The following is a 16,190-nucleotide window of genomic DNA, read 5'->3' on the forward strand; positions in this document are numbered from 1 at the left end:
CCGGGTGCGCTGAAAGGTGCATGCCCGGTGTGAGGCGGGGGAAAATCCGGAGATAACCTCAAAGGATTACCTATCGCTCAGCACCTACCGTGCTGACCGTAGCAGGCGGCACGGATGGTGTTCATTGTTCCTGGCGACCAAAATGCGCAACGTGGGCGGCATTGCTCAGACCGAGGCCCAGAAGTCCAGCGACCTTTTCATGAAGTGCCAGTACCTGGACGAGATCACCGGCGGGCGGGGTGTCGTGTTCGCTACCGGAACGCCGATTTCTAACTCCATGGTGGAGCTTTACACCATCCAGCGGTACTTGCAGTATCGGACGCTTTCGGAAATGGATATGCTTCACTTTGACGACTGGGCGGCGGCCTTTGGCGAGACCATCACAGCCATTGAGTTATCCCCGGAGGGCTCCGGCTACCGGGCCAAGACACGCTTTGCGAAATTCTACAATCTTCCGGAACTGATGAGTACCTTCAAGCTGGTGGCGGACATCCAGACTGCGGATATGTTAAACCTCCCGGTGCCAAAAGCGAACTTCCACACTGAGGTTATTAGGCCGTCGGAGCTTCAGCAGGAAATGATAAAAGGGCTGGCAGAGCGTGCCGAGGACATCCGCAGGGGCGGTGTAGATCCCAAGGTGGACAACATGCTGCGCATCACCAACGACGGGCGGAAGCTGGCGCTGGACATGCGGCTCATCAACCCGCTGGCGGCGGACGATCCGGAGGGAAAGGTGTCTGTCTGCGCTGGGAACGTCTACCATATCTGGGAGCAGACTGCTAAGCAGCGCGGGACACAGCTGGTCTTTTGCGATCTGTCCACTCCGAAGGGGGACGGCAGTTTTAACGTCTATGACGACCTGAAGAACAAGCTGATGGCGGCCGGCGTTCCGGAGGACGAGATCGCCTATATCCATGACGCCAACACCGAAGCCAGGAAAAAAGAACTGTTCGCCAAGATGCGCTCCGGGCAGGTGCGTATCCTGATGGGTTCCACCCAGAAGATGGGAGCCGGGACTAACGTGCAGGATCCCCTGGTGGCACTCCATGACGTAGATTGCCCGTGGCGGCCTTCTGACCTGGCTCAGCGGCTGGGACGCATTGTCCGGCAGGGCAACCAGAACGAGGAAGTGGACATTTACCGCTATGTCACCGAGGGAACCTTTGATGCCTACCTTTATCAGCTGGTGGAAAATAAACAGAAGTTTATCGCGCAGATCATGACCTCAAAATCACCTGTCCGGGTGGCGGACGACATTGACGAGACCGCCCTTTCTTATTCCGAGATCAAGGCGCTGGCTACCGGCAATCCGCTGATCATTGAGAAATGCAACCTGGACATGGAGGTGGGCAAGCTGAACGTGCTGAAAGCCAACCATCTGAGCCAGAAGTACGCGCTGGAGGAAATGGTACTGAAAAAATATCCGAAGATGATACGGGGCTTAAAGCAGCGCATTCTCGGCTATGAGCAGGATGCGCATTTGGCAGAGCTTCACCCCAAACCGAAAGAGGGATTTGCGGGCATCACGCTCATGGGAAAAGAGGTCGCGGAAAAGGAAGCCGCGGGAAAAGCGATCATAGATATTTGCACCACCATGACAGGATCCGGAACAGCCGAGAGGATTGGTGCGTACCGGGGCTTTTTCCTTTCCATCACCTATGACGGCGCAAAAAACGAGTACCAGCTGCACCTGAAAGGGACACTCTCCCACACGACGGCGCTGGGCGCGGACGTGTTCGGCAACATCACCTGTATCGACAACGTGATCGACGGCATTTCCGGGAAGCTGAAAAAGGTACGGTCTGAGCTTGCGGACACGGAAAAACAGATGAAAAATGCAAAGACCGAGATGAACGCGCCATTTGCAAAGGAGGACGAGCTGAAAGAAAAAGAGGCGCGGCTGAAGGAACTGAACATCCTGCTCAACATGGATGAGAAAGACCGTTCCCTGATCGACGAGACGCCGGAGGAAGAACCGGGGCCGGTCAGAAGCCGGAAATGTGCCCTCACTCGTTGAGGTAGAAAGCTATGCCTTCTACCTTTTACATAACCCATGTAGTATGAGATAGAAGAATCACATAGAACAGAAAGATTACCATTTTTATCGGGGAACCTGCTTTGAAAAAGAAATAAACGTACCTGATAGAGCTATAAAGGATTGATTTTACGATATTTATGAGATAAAATGGGTACGAAAGGAGGTGCAGTGGAATGAAGTATTTAGAGCAGATGCAGAAGAAAAAATTGTTTGATTTAGCATTTGTTGAACATCTGACAGGAAATGTCATGACCGCCAAAAGTCTGCTGCAGTCTTATAAGAAGGCTGGTTATATTGTAAGCATACGCAGGGGACTATATGCGGCACTTGATCTGGCAAACAAAAATACTCTTGCCAGCCGTTTTGAGATCGGAAGCGCAGTGAATGAGAACGCATATATTTCCCATCACTCTGCACTGGAATATCACGGTGTCGCCAATCAGGTATTTTACACGGTTACTGTATCTTCTATGGAGCGCTTTACTACCTTTGAATATGATGGCGTGACCTATGAACGGTATCTGCCGAAAATAGAGAAAGGTATCCAGACACCAGCACAGACGCCCCTTGTATCCGTCACAGACATTGAGCGAACTGTTGTGGATTGTATTTATGATATCGGACGTGCTGGAGGCCTGGAGGAGCTTTTGGAGGCGTTACGTCTCATTCCAAGTCTGCGGGAAGATCAGCTTCTTTCCTGTCTGGAAGCATATGGACAGATTTTTCTCTGGCAGAAAGCAGGTTTTCTTTTGGAACATTTTTCTGAAACATTAAATCTGAGTCCATCATTTCTAACCACATGTAAGAGCAAGATCAATAACCGGAAAAAGTATCTGATCGAAGGGGAAAAGATGGTTTATTATCCGAAATGGAAATTATACGCACCACGCGATCTGTTTAATGAAAGAGGCGATGAACTTGTATAATCTTGATCGGGCATTGCTGGCACAGAAAGCTGCGGAAACTGGATTTATCCGGGATAATTTAGAAAAGGTCTATCGACTGACCGATGTTTTGGCATTCCTGAGCGAGCATCCGGTTTTGTCGAGTTCTCTTGTCTTAAAAGGGGGAACTGCGATCAATCTGACAGTATTCGATCTTCCGCGGCTATCTGTTGACATTGACTTGGACTTTCACAGAGATTGTTCAAGAGAAGAAATGCTGTCCGCAAGAGAAGAAATAACCGCACTGATTCTGCGTTATATGAATGCCAGTGGCTATATGTTAAACGCGGATAAAGGAAAAAATCCACATGCTCTTGATTCCTGGGTGTTCTACTATCAGAACGCCGGAGGCAACCGGGATAATATTAAGATTGAGATTAACTACTCTATGCGCTGTCATATACTTCCAATTCATCAAACGGAGGTTAAAATAGATGTACTGGACACAGGGATAAAGATCAATGCACTTGCTCCTGTCGAACTGTTCGGAAGTAAGATCAAGGCATTGTTGGAACGCACAGCAGCGAGGGATCTGTATGATATTTACAACATGATTCGGTTTCGTGTCTTTGATAAAGGGGAAATGACAATGTTGCGCAAATGCGTTCTATTTTACAAAGCAGTGGGAAGTACTGGGGATTTTCATGAGGAAATCAGTTTGGACAGTATTGACCGATTGAATTTCACTAAGATTCGTCAGACACTGCTTCCGGTTTTGAGAAAAGGAGAAAGCATTGATCTTGCGCTTATCAAATCGGAAGTAAAAGCTTTTCTTCATGAGTTGCTTACGCTTACAGAAAGGGAAACAACCTTCCTACATGCTTTTGCAAATGGAGTTTATCAGCCGGCTCTACTTTTTGATGATGCGGATACTGTAAAACGAATCATCAATCATCCGATGGCGATTTGGAAGTCGAATAAGATTCATAAATCAAAAAAGAAATAGTAAGTCTGTATGCGGGATTTTTTATTGAGAATAATTCTAAGACCATTTGGGGAAATTGCTTGATTCAAGGCTGGAACTGCCGGAATATGTGCATCGCAGCTATTTTGAGGCATTGGTCAATTCCCTGATTCCTCGGGACTATCTGATCAATGGCAGTGAAGTGCATATAGATATCTTCGATGACCGCATGGAGATTTACTCACCCGGCGGAATGCCGGACGGAACGCTTATACAAGACTGTAACATCAAAGGGGTTCCCTCCATCCGTCGCAATCCGGTCCTTGCCGATATCTTTGCAAGACTTGGCTATATGGAACGCTCCGGGAGTGGATTGAGCAAGATCCGGGAAGCCTATGAGTTTTCGGCTAACTATTCACAAGACAAGGCACCTATCTTTTATTCAGACCGGTCTCAGTTCCTTGTAACATTGCCTAATTTGAACTATGAGCAGCTGCATGAGAACGAAACCCCGTCAGATAAAGTAGCAGATGTAGCAGATCAAGTAGCAGATATAGCAGATATCTCTGAGCGTCAAAAACAAATTCTATCGTTGATGGAGATCGGAATCGAATACAGCAGCAATGATATCGCAGATATGATCGGACTGAAAGGCGCGATGACGAGAAGACTTTTGAATGATCTTGTGGATAAGGGATTATTGAATAAAACAGCAGAGACGAACAGAAGGCGTTATCTAAAGGTTCCCTTAGATAAATAAGTCTCTTTTTGGAAGGAAGTAAAATCTGAATGAGGCAAAAACAAAATACAGATGCAGATCGTATACTCACAATAGCTGAACAAGGTTTTGAAGGTCATTTTTATGATGCCATGGAAAAGGAAAAAGTCGTCATTACCTTTTCCGGTAGTGAGGGAGGTTCTTCGGCCAGTGATACAATGGCCTATTATTATAGACAAAGCGGCATATCTGCTTTAGGCGTCACGCTGTTCGCAGGAATTGATACGGGAAAATTTCTGGATCAAGTACCGTTGGAGTATGTTGAAAATGCGATTCGATGGCTGAAAGATCAAGGTTATAAAAAGATTGCAGTGGATGGTATATCCAAAGGATCTGAATATGCCCTGCTTGCGGCATCGATGTTTGAAGAGATCAGCTGTGTCATAGCACGTGTCCCTTCTTATTTTATCAGTGAAGGCATGATCGGAAAAAAGGGGCCATCTGGTGACTCCTGCTGGTCATATCAGAGAAATAGTTTGAACTATGTTCCCTATAAAATAAGACGATTCAATGTGAAAAAACAGTTTATCACTCATCGTGAATTTAATATTCTGGAGTACAACACAAATAAGGATATTGGATCTGAGGCGATCATTCCCATGGAAAGAATCCGCGGTCCTATTCTCCTCATATCAACGGAGGCAGATACCGTGTGGCCTTCCGTTCAACAGGCTGATTATATAGAAGAATATCTGCTGGATCGTAACTTCTCTTACGAAGTAATGAACCTGAAGTACCAATATATCAGTCACTTTGCTATCCCGATGAGAAGAAACGAAGGATTGTTGAAACTTCTTTTCAAGACAGAGCGGAAACACCCGAATGAATGTGCAGTCGACAGAGAAGATATCACTTCTAAAGTGATCGACTTTATTCGAAATCACTGGCAAAGCTAAATTCCAGCTTATCGAATTAAAATTCTGAATAAAGGAAAAGGTATGGAGGTGATGAAGTGCATCCGAATTTCTGGTTCATTATGGTATGTGCAGCTGTTGCGGTAGGGATCGGTGTAATTTCAAACTAAGAAAAAGAAATAAAAAAACCGAGACTCCATACTCAATCCATAATCGTCAGGCTGGTTTTTCAAAGGGAAAGCCAGCCTTTTTACATAGCCGAGTGATTTTCACAGCGAAGATCACCCGGCTTTTTCTATTGTCAATGGAGGTGAGATCAAATGACAAACGAGGAACTGAGCACCAGGTTCTACGAAAAGATGTTTGTCGAGCAGGAGAAATACCGAAGCTGGCTTCTTTCGCAGCCGCCTGCAGAAATCCTGAACCACGCCTACGAGTATGTGATGCGGGAGGACATTCTGCTGTCCCTGGAGTACAGTGACCTGTCCAGCGGACAGGCAAAGGCACTGCTGAAGTCCCCTGCTCCGCTGGCGGATGTATTCAAGGACTGGGAAAAGCGGGAAACCGGACACATGGAAGATATCCGGGAAACGATGGAAAGCAGGGCCAATGCCATCCTCCGTCAGGACTTTATCCGTTCCAAACGGGAAGAAAGGTAGGTGAAAGAATGCCCTATATTGCGCCGGAGGTGGTACAGGAAGCCAAACGGATGGATCTTCTGACCTACCTCCAGAATTATGAACCGCAGGAGCTGGTGCATTTTGGCGGGAATACCTACTGCACCCGTGAGCACGACAGCCTGAAAATCTCCAACGGCAAATGGTACTGGTTCTCCTGCGGGATCGGAGGGCGCTCTGCATTAGATTATCTGATCAAGGTGAAAGACATGCCTTTTTTGGATGCGGTGGAAAGGATTACGGGTCGGGCGGCAACTGTGCCGCCCGTTTTTGCTGCCCCGAAAAAGAAACAAAAGACGCTGCTGCTTCCGGAGGCAAGCCCATCCGCGGACCGGGTGATCCGGTATCTGACCGGGCGTGGAATCGACCGGGAACTGATCGATTACTGTCTTCAGACTGGACTTCTTTACGAGAGCCTCCCCTACCATAACGCCGTCTTTATCGGCTTGGACCAATACGGAAAGTCTCGATATGCCTGCTTGCGGGGAACCTGTTCGGACTTCAAGGGAGAAGCGGCCGGGAGTGATAAGCGGTTTTCGTTCACCATTCCGGCCAAAGACAAAAGTGACACGCTGCACCTCTTTGAGAGCGCCATTGACCTGCTTTCCTTTGCCACGATTCAAAAGATGAAGGGCGTGGACTGGCAGGCGGATCATTTGCTTTCCCTTGCCGGGGTGTACCGGCCACGAAAAGAACTGCAGGAGAGCTCTTTTCCATTGGCACTCAGGGAGTATCTGGGAAGTTATCCGGATATCCAAAAGGTCGTTCTCCGTTTGGACAACGATTTTACCGGGCGGCTGGCATCCAGGGCTTTGATGGAGATGCTGTCCGGAAAATATGAAGTCGTATGCAGCCTGCCACCAAGAGGAAAGGATTACAACGACTTCCTCTGTATCCGGAAAAGGATCACAAAAAATCAGAATCCAGAAAGGAGCGAAGAACGATGAAGGAAAAAGAAAGAGAAGCAAATGCAACAGTCACAGTGAATATGGCGCAATTGAAAGAGATGATCGACAATCTTCCGGAAGATACGGTCCTTTCGGTAACGATGGAGGACAGAAAAGATGCCAAGAAAAAAGGAGAATGAAATCAAGGTGGTGAATATCCGTCTCGTCAGGGAGCCGTCCTTTTATGGCGATGAACCGGTTTCCTCTCCGGATGATGCGCTTCGTGTGGTGGCCGATGAACTCAAAGGCTATGACCGGGAGGTTTTTGCCGTTTTGAATCTGAAAACCAACGGCAAACCGATCAATCTGAACATCTGCAGTGTGGGAACGCTGGACGCTTCCCTTGTAAGTCCAAGAGAGGTCTTCAAAAGCTGCATCCTCTCCAATGCGGCGGCGTTTATCGCCATTCACAATCATCCGTCGGGATCGAACGCTCCAAGTAAGGAGGACATCGCTATCACAGAAAGACTGGCAGATTGCGCCAGGATGATGGACATCCGGATGCTGGATCACATCATCGTAGCAGGTGAGACGGGTGAACTGTTCAGTTTTAAGAGTGAAGGAATGTTTCCAAAAACGAAGGCGGCGAAGGGATGGGAAAGGTAAGGCCATATGGTTTTGGGACTGTGCCGCAAGAGGGGGGTGAAGCGGAATGTGATCTTTCTTTTCGGCTGGTAATCAATCATCCACCACACAGGGGGTTCCTGATAACTGATAACTATCAGCAAGCATCGCCTTTGGATTGCCACATCGGGCAATCTGCGGCTACTTGTCAGGGGCAGCCCCCTGAAACCCCGGATAAATATCCATTAAAACACAGTTATTTTCTGAAAGGAGCGAAGCAATGAAGATGGAAATTGCAGCAAAAGACAGGACGCATGAGGAACAGCAGATAAAGCGTCTGCTTGCCTATCAGAAGCAGATCGTAAAGACACAGAAAGGAGCGCAGAAGAAATGAACGAGACAAGGATGTTTGCGGATGAAGTCGCTGCCGGAATCGTGAAGTATTTTCCGGAAGATCGGCAGATGCAGTGCCGTGTCGTTGAGACTAGGAAAAACAACAACGTAAGTCGTGTCGGGATCAGTTTCCATGAACAGGGGAGTAACATCAGCCCTGTGATCTACATGGAGCCCTACCATAAGGCCGCAGCAAACGGCAGGCCGATGGATGAACTGATGCGGGAGATCGCAGAAACCGTGTTCCGCTCCAGAGAGCAGATGCAGCATGTTGATCCGATGGACTATGGAGACTATGAAAGCGTCAAGAACTATCTTTCCGTGACGCTGGTAAATGGCAAAGACAACCGGCAGATGCTTTCCCAGATGCCGTACCGTCAGATGGAGGATCTGGCGCTGATCCTGGGACTGAGATTCCCGATGGAAGAAGGAACCGGGAGCATCAAGGTCAATCACGAACTGGCCAAGCAGTGGGAGGTGGATACGGATGTCCTGTTTGAACAGGCCGAAAGGAATGCGATAAAGACAGAACCGGCAGTTCTTCAAAAGATGGAGGAGGTCTTATCCCTGCTTGAAACGGACGGAAACAAAACAAACAACCTGCTGGATGCGGAAAATTTCCAGACACCAGAGCCCGGATTATATGTCCTCTCCAATCAGAGCAAGGTCAAAGGCGCGGCGGTCCTCTCCTATCCGGGGGTGCTGGAAAAGGTAGATCAGCTTTTCCCGGAAGGCTTCTATATTCTCCCGTCCTCTGTCCATGAGCTGCTGGTGATTCCGAAGTCTTTGGAGATCAGTCCCAGGGAACTGGGCGAGATGGTGCGGGCCATCAACCGCTCCGAGGTGGCAAAGGAGGACCAGCTGTCCGACCGGGTTTACGAGTACGACCGCGAAGCCGGAAAGATCCGGCAGGTTCCGGAATCCGTGAAGCAGAAAGACGTAAAGGAGGTGACGCGATGAGAAAACGAAATGTCCCTATCCTGTTTCGCCTAAGCAAAAAGGAGGCGGAGCTGCTGGATAAGAAGGTGAAGCGCTGCGGCCTGACCCGTGAGGCCTACCTGCGGCATCTGGTGGCAGGCTTTGCCCCGAAGGAGGCACCGCCCCCCGGATTATTATTCCATGATGCGGGAGCTCTACGGGATCGGACGGAACCTGAATCAGATCGCACAGAAAGCCCATGCTCTGGGCGTGATCGACGCGCAGCGCTATGATACCGAGGCCCGGAAGCTGGAGGAGGCGGTCAGGAAGATCACGGAGGCGGTCATCCTGCCGGGGCCGCTGAAAACCACGGGTTCCCCGCAAAGCGAGGTGTGACATGGCGACCACCTCTCTCTGGAGGGTGAACGGGTGGCTCGGCAAGGTGGTGATTTATATCGAAAACCCGGATAAAACGAAAAATCCGAACTTCTTTGAAAAGCCCGGTATGAGCGACACGCAGGTACAGGGTTTATCGGATGTGATCGCGTATGCCGCCAACCAGGAGAAAACGCAAAAGGAGGATGGAATACTCCTGCAAAACTTTGTCTCCGGTGTCAACTGTCTGCCCGCCACTGCACGGGAAGAAATGCTGGCGGTAAAGCGCCGCTTCGGCAAGGAGGACGGCACGGTGGCCTACCACGGCTATCAGAGCTTTGCTCCCGGTGAAGCAACGCCAAAGATCGCCCACGAGATTGCCCTCAGGCTGGCAAGACAGCTTTGGGGCGAGAAATATCAGGTGCTGATCGCTACCCATCTGGATAAGGAAAACCATCTGCACAGTCATTTTGTGATCAACACGGTTTCCTTTGTGGACGGGATCAGGTTTCACCGCACAGAGAAAGACTACTACGACATGCGCCGTGTATCGGACGCGCTGTGCCGGGAATACGGCCTGTCCGTGATCGAGAACCCGAAGCCGGGGAAATCCAAACACTACGGCGAATGGCGGGCGGAGCAGGAGCATCGTCCCACCTGGCGGGGGCTGGTGCGCTCTGACGTGGACGAGGCCATCCGACAGTCCATGACGGAGCGGCAGTTTTACGAGGCGCTCAAAAAGAAAGGGTATGAGATCAAGGTAGGCAAGGACATTTCCGTCCGGCCTCCCGGCAAAGAACGGTTTGTTCGTCTTTCCCGCAACTTCGGAGAGCGGTATTCCCCGGAGGGTATCCGGGAGCAGATCCTGCGGCAGGACCGCCCGGCCGGAAAGCATGGGCAGGAAGAAAAGAACAGCTACTTCCCGAAACCAAAAGCCAGGGGCTTTCGCGCCCTCTATTACCACTACTGTTATCTGTTGGGCGTCTTTCCGGAAAACAAGCCAAAAGATGAGAACAAACGTCTCCATTTCCTGCTCCGGGAGGATCTTATCAAAATGGACATCCTATCGGAAGAAGCAAGGCTGCTCGCACGGCATCAGATCGATACCGTCGGGCAGCTTTCTTCATACAAAGAATCGGTCGTAACACGGATCAAGGCCGTGACCGATGAGCGAAAAGCTCTTTATAAAAAGCAGCGTACTGTCGCTGTGAAAGCGGATGAAGCTGCGCGCTCCCAGGTCAGGGACCGGATCGCCGCGCTTACGACAGAGCTGAAAGGGCTCAGAAAGGAGGTGTGCCTATGTGAGGACATTGCCGTCCGCTCCGATGTGATGAGCGAGAAACTATACACCATCGAGGAAGAAGAAAAGACACGCAGAAAGGAGAAAAAACGCGATGAACAGTTCTGGAGACGCGGCTGAACAAGTTGTAAGGCTCAGCCTGGAGGGTACGGAGGTGGTATTAAAGCTGACCGGTTCGGCGGCAAAGAACATTGCCGCCGCCCTCTATACCATCCTGAAAAACCGAGACAAAAACAAGATCGCCGGACACCAGCGGCTCACCGCCATGCTGAAATCCGGCAAGGAGCTCAAGGTGTTCTCTGTCGGGGAGGAGCACTTAAAGCAGTTTACCAGGGAAGCCCGGCGATACGGCGTGGTCTACTGCGCCTTAAAGGGAAAGGAACCGGCACCGGACGGTCTGGTGGACATCATGTGCCGGGCCGAGGACGCTTCCAAGATCAACCGGATCGTGGAGCGCTTCAAGATGGCGACGGTGGATGCCGCTTCCATCAAACACGAAGTGGAACAGTCCCGCAAGGAAAAAACTCCGGCAGCGCCGGAACAGGCAAAGCCGGAGAAGGCCGCCGAGAACCGTGTGGTGGATGACCTCATGGGAAAACCCACAAGGAAGGAGGAACGAGAATCCCCAAACCCCTTGGCGGCGAGGACGGAAAAATCCCCTCCGTCCGCGCCTACCTCAAGGAAGCTGCCAGGAACCGCCGAGGGTACTTCTAAAAAGGCAGAGGACCGCCCTTCCGTTCGCGAGGAGCTGCGGGAGATCAAGGCCAGCCGCCAGGAAAAGAAAGAAGAGGCAGTCAGAAAAGAGCCGGATCGATCCCCGAAGGCAGGCACCCCGAAAGTGACCGAACACAAACAACCACAACGAAAGAAAAAGAATAAATCGAAAGCGAGGTAAATGATTATGAGCAACTTTGATGATCTGTTTGAGGCCAGAGGCCAGGAAACATTCGATAACAGGGCCTTTGACAAGGATGCCTGGGCTGAAAAGAAGCAGGCGGAACGGGATGAGGTCTACGCCCTGGCGGATAAGACCACAAAAGAGGTCAGCACGGACGGCGAACACTATAAGGCGTTCCTGGACGTGAAAGCCCGCCTGATCCACTACACTGCCACCAACACCCTGCTGGTACTGGCGCAGAAGCCCATGGCAACCCAGCTTCGGGACTTTGACGCCTGGAAGGAGGCGGGCGCTTCCATCCGCAAGGAGGAGACCCATATCAAGATTTTAGAGCCGGGAGGGAGTTACGAGCGTGCAGACGGAAGTGTCGGCACCGGCTTCAACGTCAAGCACGTCTTTGATATCGCCCAGACCACGGCAAAGCCCCGGCAGCGCCCGAACCCGGTTCGGGATGACCGCCAGCTGATTGCGGCCCTGATCCACCGTGCTCCGGTGCAGATCCAGGGCGTGGACGAGCTGCCGAGTAGCATGGGCGCGCTCTATGACCGCGAGCAGGATGTGATCTTCGTCCGCCGCGGCATGGAGGCAGGCGACATCTTCCGCAGTCTCTCCAAGGAGCTTGCCCATGCGGAGCTGGCCTACACCACGCCGGACTACAATCGAAAGGATGCGGCCTTTGCCGCCTACAGCGTCTCCTACGTAGTGTGCAGGCGGTACGGGATCGACGTGTCAGGCTATGATTTCAACCGGATGCCGGAGCGGTTCCGTGAGGCGGACTCCAAAGACATCCGCGCGGAGCTTTCTATCATCTGCGATACGGCAAAGGAGATCACCGGACGGATGCATCGGGCATTGGAGCAGAATAAGACACCGAAAAACAAGGAACAGGAGCGATGAGTATGGCAAGAGAAGAAAAACATGTTTTGGAGCTGGACCACTATGAACGCGGCGTGGTCATCCATGCGCTCAATGATATGCGAAATGACATGATCGGTGAGGACCGCCCCACGGACCTCATCGACGAGGTGCTCTTAAAAGCCATTGACGCCCCGGTCAAAAAGGTCAGGAGCCGGACGGATGAGGCAAGGTAAACGTGCCTCCCTCATCCTTTGCCTTTTCGGGGTGCTGCCGGTTGTGTGGCTGGGGCTTGCCATGGCCCCGGCCGCCTCCGGCGGCCTTCCCGCCATGATCTCCCGTTTTACCGAGGTCATGAACCGACCGGCCCAGATCAAGCTTTGTGAGGACAGCTTAAAAACGGTCCTCATTCTTTTGCTCGTTTACGGGCTTGGGATCGGCGTCTACCTCTCCTCCCGGCGCAATTACCGCAGGGGCGAGGAACACGGCTCGGCCAAGTGGGGCGACGCCAGAGCTGTGAATAAGAAATATCAGGCAAAGGAACCGGAGAAGAACAAGGTACTGACCCAGCATGTGCAGATCGGTCTGGACGGGAGACGGCACCGGAGAAACTTAAACACCATGGTCGTGGGCGGAAGCGGCGCGGGCAAGACGAGAGCCTACGCCAAGCCAAATCTCTGCCAGGCAAACACTTCCTTTGTGATCCTGGACCCCAAGGGCGAGCTGCTCCGCGACACCGGTTATCTGCTGGAACAAAAAGGCTATGAGGTGCGCGTGCTGGACCTTTTGGACATGAGCCGAAGCCATTGCTACAACCCCTTTGTGTATCTGCGGGACGACAACGACGTGCAGCGCCTTGTGACCAACCTGTTCAAGTCCACGACCCCAAAGGGCAGCCAGAGCCAGGACCCCTTTTGGGACACGGCGGCTTCCATGCTCCTTCTGGCGCTGATTTTTTATCTGCATCATGAAGCGCCGCCCGATGAGCAGAACTTCCCCATGGTCATGGAGATGCTCCGGGCCGGAGATGTGCGGGAGGACGACGATTCCTATCAGTCTCCGCTGGATGAGCTCTTTGAGCGGCTGGAGATGCGAAATCCGGATCATATCGCGGTGAAGTATTACAAGGACTATCACAGTGGCAGCGCCAAAACACTGAAATCCATCCAAATCACACTGGCGGCGAGGCTGGAGAAATTCAATCTGGAGAGCATTGCCTCTTTGACGGCCACCGACGAGCTGGACCTGCCCTCCCTGGGCGAGAAAAAGGTGGCGCTCTTTGCGCTGATCCCGGACAACGACACCAGCTTTAACTTCCTGGTGTCGCTTCTCTACACCCAGCTCTTTCAGCAGCTCTTCACCCTGGCTGACCACAAGTACGGCGGGCGGCTGCCGGTGCATGTCCACTTTCTTATGGATGAGTTTGCCAATGTGAGCTTACCGGATGACTTTGACAAGATTCTCTCCGTCATGCGTTCCCGTGAGGTATCCGTATCTATCATCCTGCAGAACCTGGCGCAGCTGAAGGCGCTCTTTGAGAAGCAATGGGAAAGTATCACGGGGAATTGCGACGAATTTCTCTACCTGGGCGGCAACGAGCAGTCCACCCATAAGTATGTGGCGGAGCTTTTGGGGAAGGAAACCATTGACACGAACACCTACGGAAAGAGCACCGGACGGAGCGGCAACTATTCCACCAACTACCAGATCACAGGGCGCGAGCTGCTGGACGCGGCGGAGGTGCGGATGCTGGATAACAGCAAAGCCATCCTCTTTATCCGGGGGGAAAAGCCCATCCTGGATGAGAAGTATGACATCCTGAAGCATCCAAGCGTGGCGCTGACCACCGACGGGAAAGCAAGCCCCTATGTCCACGGCGGCACGGAAAACGCTGTCGCCACCATATCCTTTGCCCCGGCAGGCGTAGAGCTGACCGATCCGGGCAAGGATATCGAAACCATGTATGAGCTTCTGTCCAATGAGGAACTGGAAGCCATCTATTTATCACAGGAGGAAAATACAAATGAAGCTGTTTCAGAAAAAGAACCGTAAGGAGAATCTCAATAAGAGCCGTCTGCCCCTGACAGATAAGGGGAAAAAGGGCTGGCGTATCTACTGCGCGGCAGTGCTTGCAGGTGCTCTGCTTCTGGCCGCGCCCCTTCCCGTCTTGGCCGCAAACGACCCGATCACGGTGGTCAACAACCTGTCCGATTTCATCTTCGGCCTGATCCGTGCCGTAGGCCTGATCCTTTTGGGCTGGGGTATTGTACAGGTGGGTTTGTCCTTTCAGTCCCATGATCCATCTCAGCGCTCCAACGGTTTTCTGACCCTGGCGGGGGGCATTGTCATTACCTTTGCCAAGGAGATTCTGAATCTGATCGTCGGATGATACCCGCAGAGGGGCGGGGCCACGGATGTGGCTCCGCCCGTCCTGCAGAAAGGAGGCCAAATGAATGTCGGATAACTGGGTCGTACAAAATTTGCAGAACGCACTGGAGACATGGAACAGTAAGCTGGCGGAGATCTGGCAGCTGCTCACCCAGTCCCCGGAAAATTTTAAGGGCGGCTCCATCTGGAACGTGATCGTAAGCATCCACGGAGCGCTGCAGGCCATCGGCCTGGCACTCTTGGTGCTGTTCTTTGTGGTCGGGGTCATGCGTACCTGCGGAAGCCTTGCGGAGACCAAGCGCCCGGAAACTGTATTAAAACTGTTTATCCGCTTCGCCCTGGCAAAGGGCGTTGTGACCTACGGGCTGGAGCTGATGATGGCGCTCTTTAAGATCGTGCAGGGCATGATTTCTATCATTATGAATTCAGCAGGGATCGGGGCGGCGGACAGCACGGTGCTGCCGGATGAGATCGTGACCGCTGTGGAGGACTGCGGCTTTTTTGAGAGCATCCCCTTATGGGCGGTGACGCTGATCGGCGGACTGTTCATCACGGTGCTGTCGTTTCTTATGATCATGACCGTCTACGGGCGGTTTTTTAAGTTGTATCTTTATACGGCAATCGCACCCATTCCGCTCTCCACCTTTGCCGGGGAACCAACGCAGAACGTGGGCAAGAGTTTCTTAAAAAGCTATGCCGCCGTCTGTCTGGAGGGTGCCATTATCGTACTGGCCTGCGTCATCTTCTCCCTGTTTGCCTCATCCCCGCCCGCCGTCAACCCGGACGCCGCGGCGGTCACAATGGTCTGGAGCTACGTGGGCGAGCTGATCTTCAACATGCTGGTCCTGGTGGGCTGCGTGAAGATGGCGGACCGGGTGGTCCGCGAGATGATGGGCCTGTAAAGGAGGTGTCCTATTGGAAGTAAAAATCAACCGGGAGATCCGCAGCTATACGGAATCCATGTTTTTCGGACTGTCCATGCGGCAGTTCATTTTTTCAGTTCTGGCCATCGGCGTCGCCGTGGGCTTGTATTTCCTGCTCCGTCCCCACTTTGGGGTAGAGACGGTCAGCTGGATGTGTATCCTGGGCGCGGTGCCCTTTGCCCTGCTGGGGTTCTTAAACTACCACGGCATGACGGCGGAGCAGTTTCTGGTCGTTTGGATACGCTCAGAGTTTCTGGAGCCGAAAACGCTCCATTTTGAAGCCAACAACATCTACTACGAACTCTTAACACTGAAACCTCAAAAATTACGTTAATAGAAAGCGGGCTAAATCAGTCCTGATCTCTATAAATTCACCTGCTGGCCTTCAACAGATAGTGCAAAATACCTTGAAAATACGCTGTTTGTGTCATCTG

19 protein-coding genes and 1 pseudogene are annotated in these 16,190 nt (G+C 51.8%); all 20 read left to right on the plus strand.

Annotated elements, in window-relative coordinates:
- Positions 1-142 precede the first annotated feature (142 nt).
- The 20 genes and pseudogenes from E0E20_RS13290 to E0E20_RS13375 all read left to right on the plus strand — a co-directional run bounded on the left by E0E20_RS13290 (position 143) and on the right by E0E20_RS13375 (position 16,090).
- Complete coding sequence (locus E0E20_RS13290; protein ID WP_330508997.1) at positions 143-2,017, plus strand: helicase-related protein; 1,875 nt, start codon at positions 143-145, stop codon at positions 2,015-2,017.
- Positions 2,018-2,211: 194 nt separating this feature from the next.
- Positions 2,212-2,964 carry a type IV toxin-antitoxin system AbiEi family antitoxin domain-containing protein gene (locus E0E20_RS13295; protein ID WP_130838660.1) on the plus strand — a complete coding sequence of 251 codons (753 nt, stop codon included), beginning with the start codon at positions 2,212-2,214 and terminating at the stop codon, positions 2,962-2,964.
- Positions 2,957-3,928, plus strand: coding sequence for a nucleotidyl transferase AbiEii/AbiGii toxin family protein (locus E0E20_RS13300; protein WP_130838661.1), 972 nt, complete (start codon positions 2,957-2,959; stop codon positions 3,926-3,928). Before E0E20_RS13295 ends, E0E20_RS13300 begins: the two co-directional genes overlap by 8 nt.
- A 55-nt stretch (positions 3,929-3,983) precedes the next feature.
- Complete coding sequence (locus E0E20_RS13305; protein ID WP_130838675.1) at positions 3,984-4,646, plus strand: ATP-binding protein; 663 nt, start codon at positions 3,984-3,986, stop codon at positions 4,644-4,646.
- Positions 4,647-4,675: 29 nt separating this feature from the next.
- Positions 4,676-5,560: an acyl-CoA thioester hydrolase/BAAT C-terminal domain-containing protein gene (locus tag E0E20_RS13310; protein ID WP_130838662.1), complete on the plus strand. Its 885-nt coding sequence runs from the start codon at positions 4,676-4,678 to the stop codon at positions 5,558-5,560.
- 278 nt (positions 5,561-5,838) lie between these two features.
- Positions 5,839-6,177: a DUF3848 domain-containing protein gene (locus E0E20_RS13315; protein ID WP_130838663.1), complete on the plus strand. Its 339-nt coding sequence runs from the start codon at positions 5,839-5,841 to the stop codon at positions 6,175-6,177.
- Between the two features lie 8 nt (positions 6,178-6,185).
- Entirely contained in the window at positions 6,186-7,142 is a 957-nt protein-coding gene (locus E0E20_RS13320; RefSeq protein ID WP_130838664.1) for a DUF3991 and TOPRIM domain-containing protein, read from the plus strand.
- Entirely contained in the window at positions 7,139-7,282 is a 144-nt protein-coding gene (locus E0E20_RS13975; RefSeq protein ID WP_165444113.1) for an uL15m family ribosomal protein, read from the plus strand. The genes E0E20_RS13320 and E0E20_RS13975 overlap by 4 nt, the downstream gene beginning before the upstream one ends.
- Positions 7,260-7,748, plus strand: coding sequence for a JAB domain-containing protein (locus E0E20_RS13325; protein ID WP_130838665.1), 489 nt, complete (start codon positions 7,260-7,262; stop codon positions 7,746-7,748). Before E0E20_RS13975 ends, E0E20_RS13325 begins: the two co-directional genes overlap by 23 nt.
- Positions 7,749-8,096: 348 nt before the next feature.
- Positions 8,097-9,059 (plus strand): DUF5688 family protein, encoded by a 963-nt coding sequence (locus tag E0E20_RS13330; RefSeq protein ID WP_130838666.1) that lies wholly within the window; start codon positions 8,097-8,099, stop codon positions 9,057-9,059.
- Positions 9,056-9,121 (plus strand): annotated as a pseudogene (locus E0E20_RS14860) (plasmid mobilization relaxosome protein MobC); the annotation flags it as partial. The gene E0E20_RS13330 and the pseudogene E0E20_RS14860, both read left to right, overlap by 4 nt.
- A 58-nt stretch (positions 9,122-9,179) precedes the next feature.
- The gene (gene mobC / locus E0E20_RS13335) at positions 9,180-9,413 is read left to right on the plus strand and encodes a plasmid mobilization relaxosome protein MobC (protein ID WP_330508998.1); all 234 of its coding nucleotides are present in this window, start codon (positions 9,180-9,182) and stop codon (positions 9,411-9,413) included.
- 1 nt (position 9,414) lies between these two features.
- Entirely contained in the window at positions 9,415-10,812 is a 1,398-nt protein-coding gene (locus E0E20_RS13340) for a relaxase/mobilization nuclease domain-containing protein (RefSeq protein ID WP_130838667.1), read from the plus strand.
- Positions 10,787-11,587, plus strand: a complete 801-nt coding sequence (locus E0E20_RS13345) for a PcfB family protein (RefSeq protein ID WP_130838668.1) — start codon at positions 10,787-10,789, stop codon at positions 11,585-11,587. The genes E0E20_RS13340 and E0E20_RS13345 overlap by 26 nt, the downstream gene beginning before the upstream one ends.
- Before the next feature lie 6 nt (positions 11,588-11,593).
- Complete coding sequence (locus E0E20_RS13350) at positions 11,594-12,487, plus strand: hypothetical protein (RefSeq protein ID WP_130838669.1); 894 nt, start codon at positions 11,594-11,596, stop codon at positions 12,485-12,487.
- Between the two features lie 2 nt (positions 12,488-12,489).
- Positions 12,490-12,681 carry a hypothetical protein gene (locus tag E0E20_RS13355; RefSeq protein ID WP_130838670.1) on the plus strand — a complete coding sequence of 64 codons (192 nt, stop codon included), beginning with the start codon at positions 12,490-12,492 and terminating at the stop codon, positions 12,679-12,681.
- Positions 12,668-14,497, plus strand: coding sequence for a VirD4-like conjugal transfer protein, CD1115 family (locus tag E0E20_RS13360; RefSeq protein ID WP_130838671.1), 1,830 nt, complete (start codon positions 12,668-12,670; stop codon positions 14,495-14,497). Before E0E20_RS13355 ends, E0E20_RS13360 begins: the two co-directional genes overlap by 14 nt.
- Positions 14,469-14,834 (plus strand): glutamyl-tRNA amidotransferase, encoded by a 366-nt coding sequence (locus E0E20_RS13365; RefSeq protein WP_130838672.1) that lies wholly within the window; start codon positions 14,469-14,471, stop codon positions 14,832-14,834. Before E0E20_RS13360 ends, E0E20_RS13365 begins: the two co-directional genes overlap by 29 nt.
- Positions 14,835-14,898: 64 nt before the next feature.
- On the plus strand, positions 14,899-15,735 hold the full coding sequence (locus E0E20_RS13370) for a hypothetical protein (RefSeq protein ID WP_130838673.1): 837 nt from the start codon (positions 14,899-14,901) through the stop codon (positions 15,733-15,735).
- Positions 15,736-15,748: 13 nt separating this feature from the next.
- A complete protein-coding gene (locus tag E0E20_RS13375) occupies positions 15,749-16,090 on the plus strand; it encodes a PrgI family protein (RefSeq protein ID WP_130838674.1) in 342 nt (113 codons plus the stop codon).
- Positions 16,091-16,190 lie beyond the last annotated feature (100 nt).

Source organism: Lachnoclostridium sp. Marseille-P6806 (assembly GCF_900625025.1).
Classification (GTDB): domain Bacteria; phylum Bacillota; class Clostridia; order Lachnospirales; family Lachnospiraceae; genus CAG-791.

Coding starts and splice junctions, on each gene's coding strand:
- E0E20_RS13290 (WP_330508997.1), top strand. CDS start 143: ATGCGCAACGTGGGCGGCATTGCTCAGACCGAGGCCCAGAAGTCCAGC.
- E0E20_RS13295 (WP_130838660.1), top strand. CDS start 2,212: ATGAAGTATTTAGAGCAGATGCAGAAGAAAAAATTGTTTGATTTAGCA.
- E0E20_RS13310 (WP_130838662.1), top strand. CDS start 4,676: ATGAGGCAAAAACAAAATACAGATGCAGATCGTATACTCACAATAGCT.
- E0E20_RS13315 (WP_130838663.1), top strand. CDS start 5,839: ATGACAAACGAGGAACTGAGCACCAGGTTCTACGAAAAGATGTTTGTC.
- E0E20_RS13320 (WP_130838664.1), top strand. CDS start 6,186: ATGCCCTATATTGCGCCGGAGGTGGTACAGGAAGCCAAACGGATGGAT.
- E0E20_RS13975 (WP_165444113.1), top strand. CDS start 7,139: ATGAAGGAAAAAGAAAGAGAAGCAAATGCAACAGTCACAGTGAATATG.
- E0E20_RS13325 (WP_130838665.1), top strand. CDS start 7,260: ATGCCAAGAAAAAAGGAGAATGAAATCAAGGTGGTGAATATCCGTCTC.
- E0E20_RS13330 (WP_130838666.1), top strand. CDS start 8,097: ATGAACGAGACAAGGATGTTTGCGGATGAAGTCGCTGCCGGAATCGTG.
- E0E20_RS13340 (WP_130838667.1), top strand. CDS start 9,415: ATGGCGACCACCTCTCTCTGGAGGGTGAACGGGTGGCTCGGCAAGGTG.
- E0E20_RS13345 (WP_130838668.1), top strand. CDS start 10,787: ATGAACAGTTCTGGAGACGCGGCTGAACAAGTTGTAAGGCTCAGCCTG.
- E0E20_RS13350 (WP_130838669.1), top strand. CDS start 11,594: ATGAGCAACTTTGATGATCTGTTTGAGGCCAGAGGCCAGGAAACATTC.
- E0E20_RS13355 (WP_130838670.1), top strand. CDS start 12,490: ATGGCAAGAGAAGAAAAACATGTTTTGGAGCTGGACCACTATGAACGC.
- E0E20_RS13360 (WP_130838671.1), top strand. CDS start 12,668: ATGAGGCAAGGTAAACGTGCCTCCCTCATCCTTTGCCTTTTCGGGGTG.
- E0E20_RS13365 (WP_130838672.1), top strand. CDS start 14,469: ATGAAGCTGTTTCAGAAAAAGAACCGTAAGGAGAATCTCAATAAGAGC.
- E0E20_RS13370 (WP_130838673.1), top strand. CDS start 14,899: ATGTCGGATAACTGGGTCGTACAAAATTTGCAGAACGCACTGGAGACA.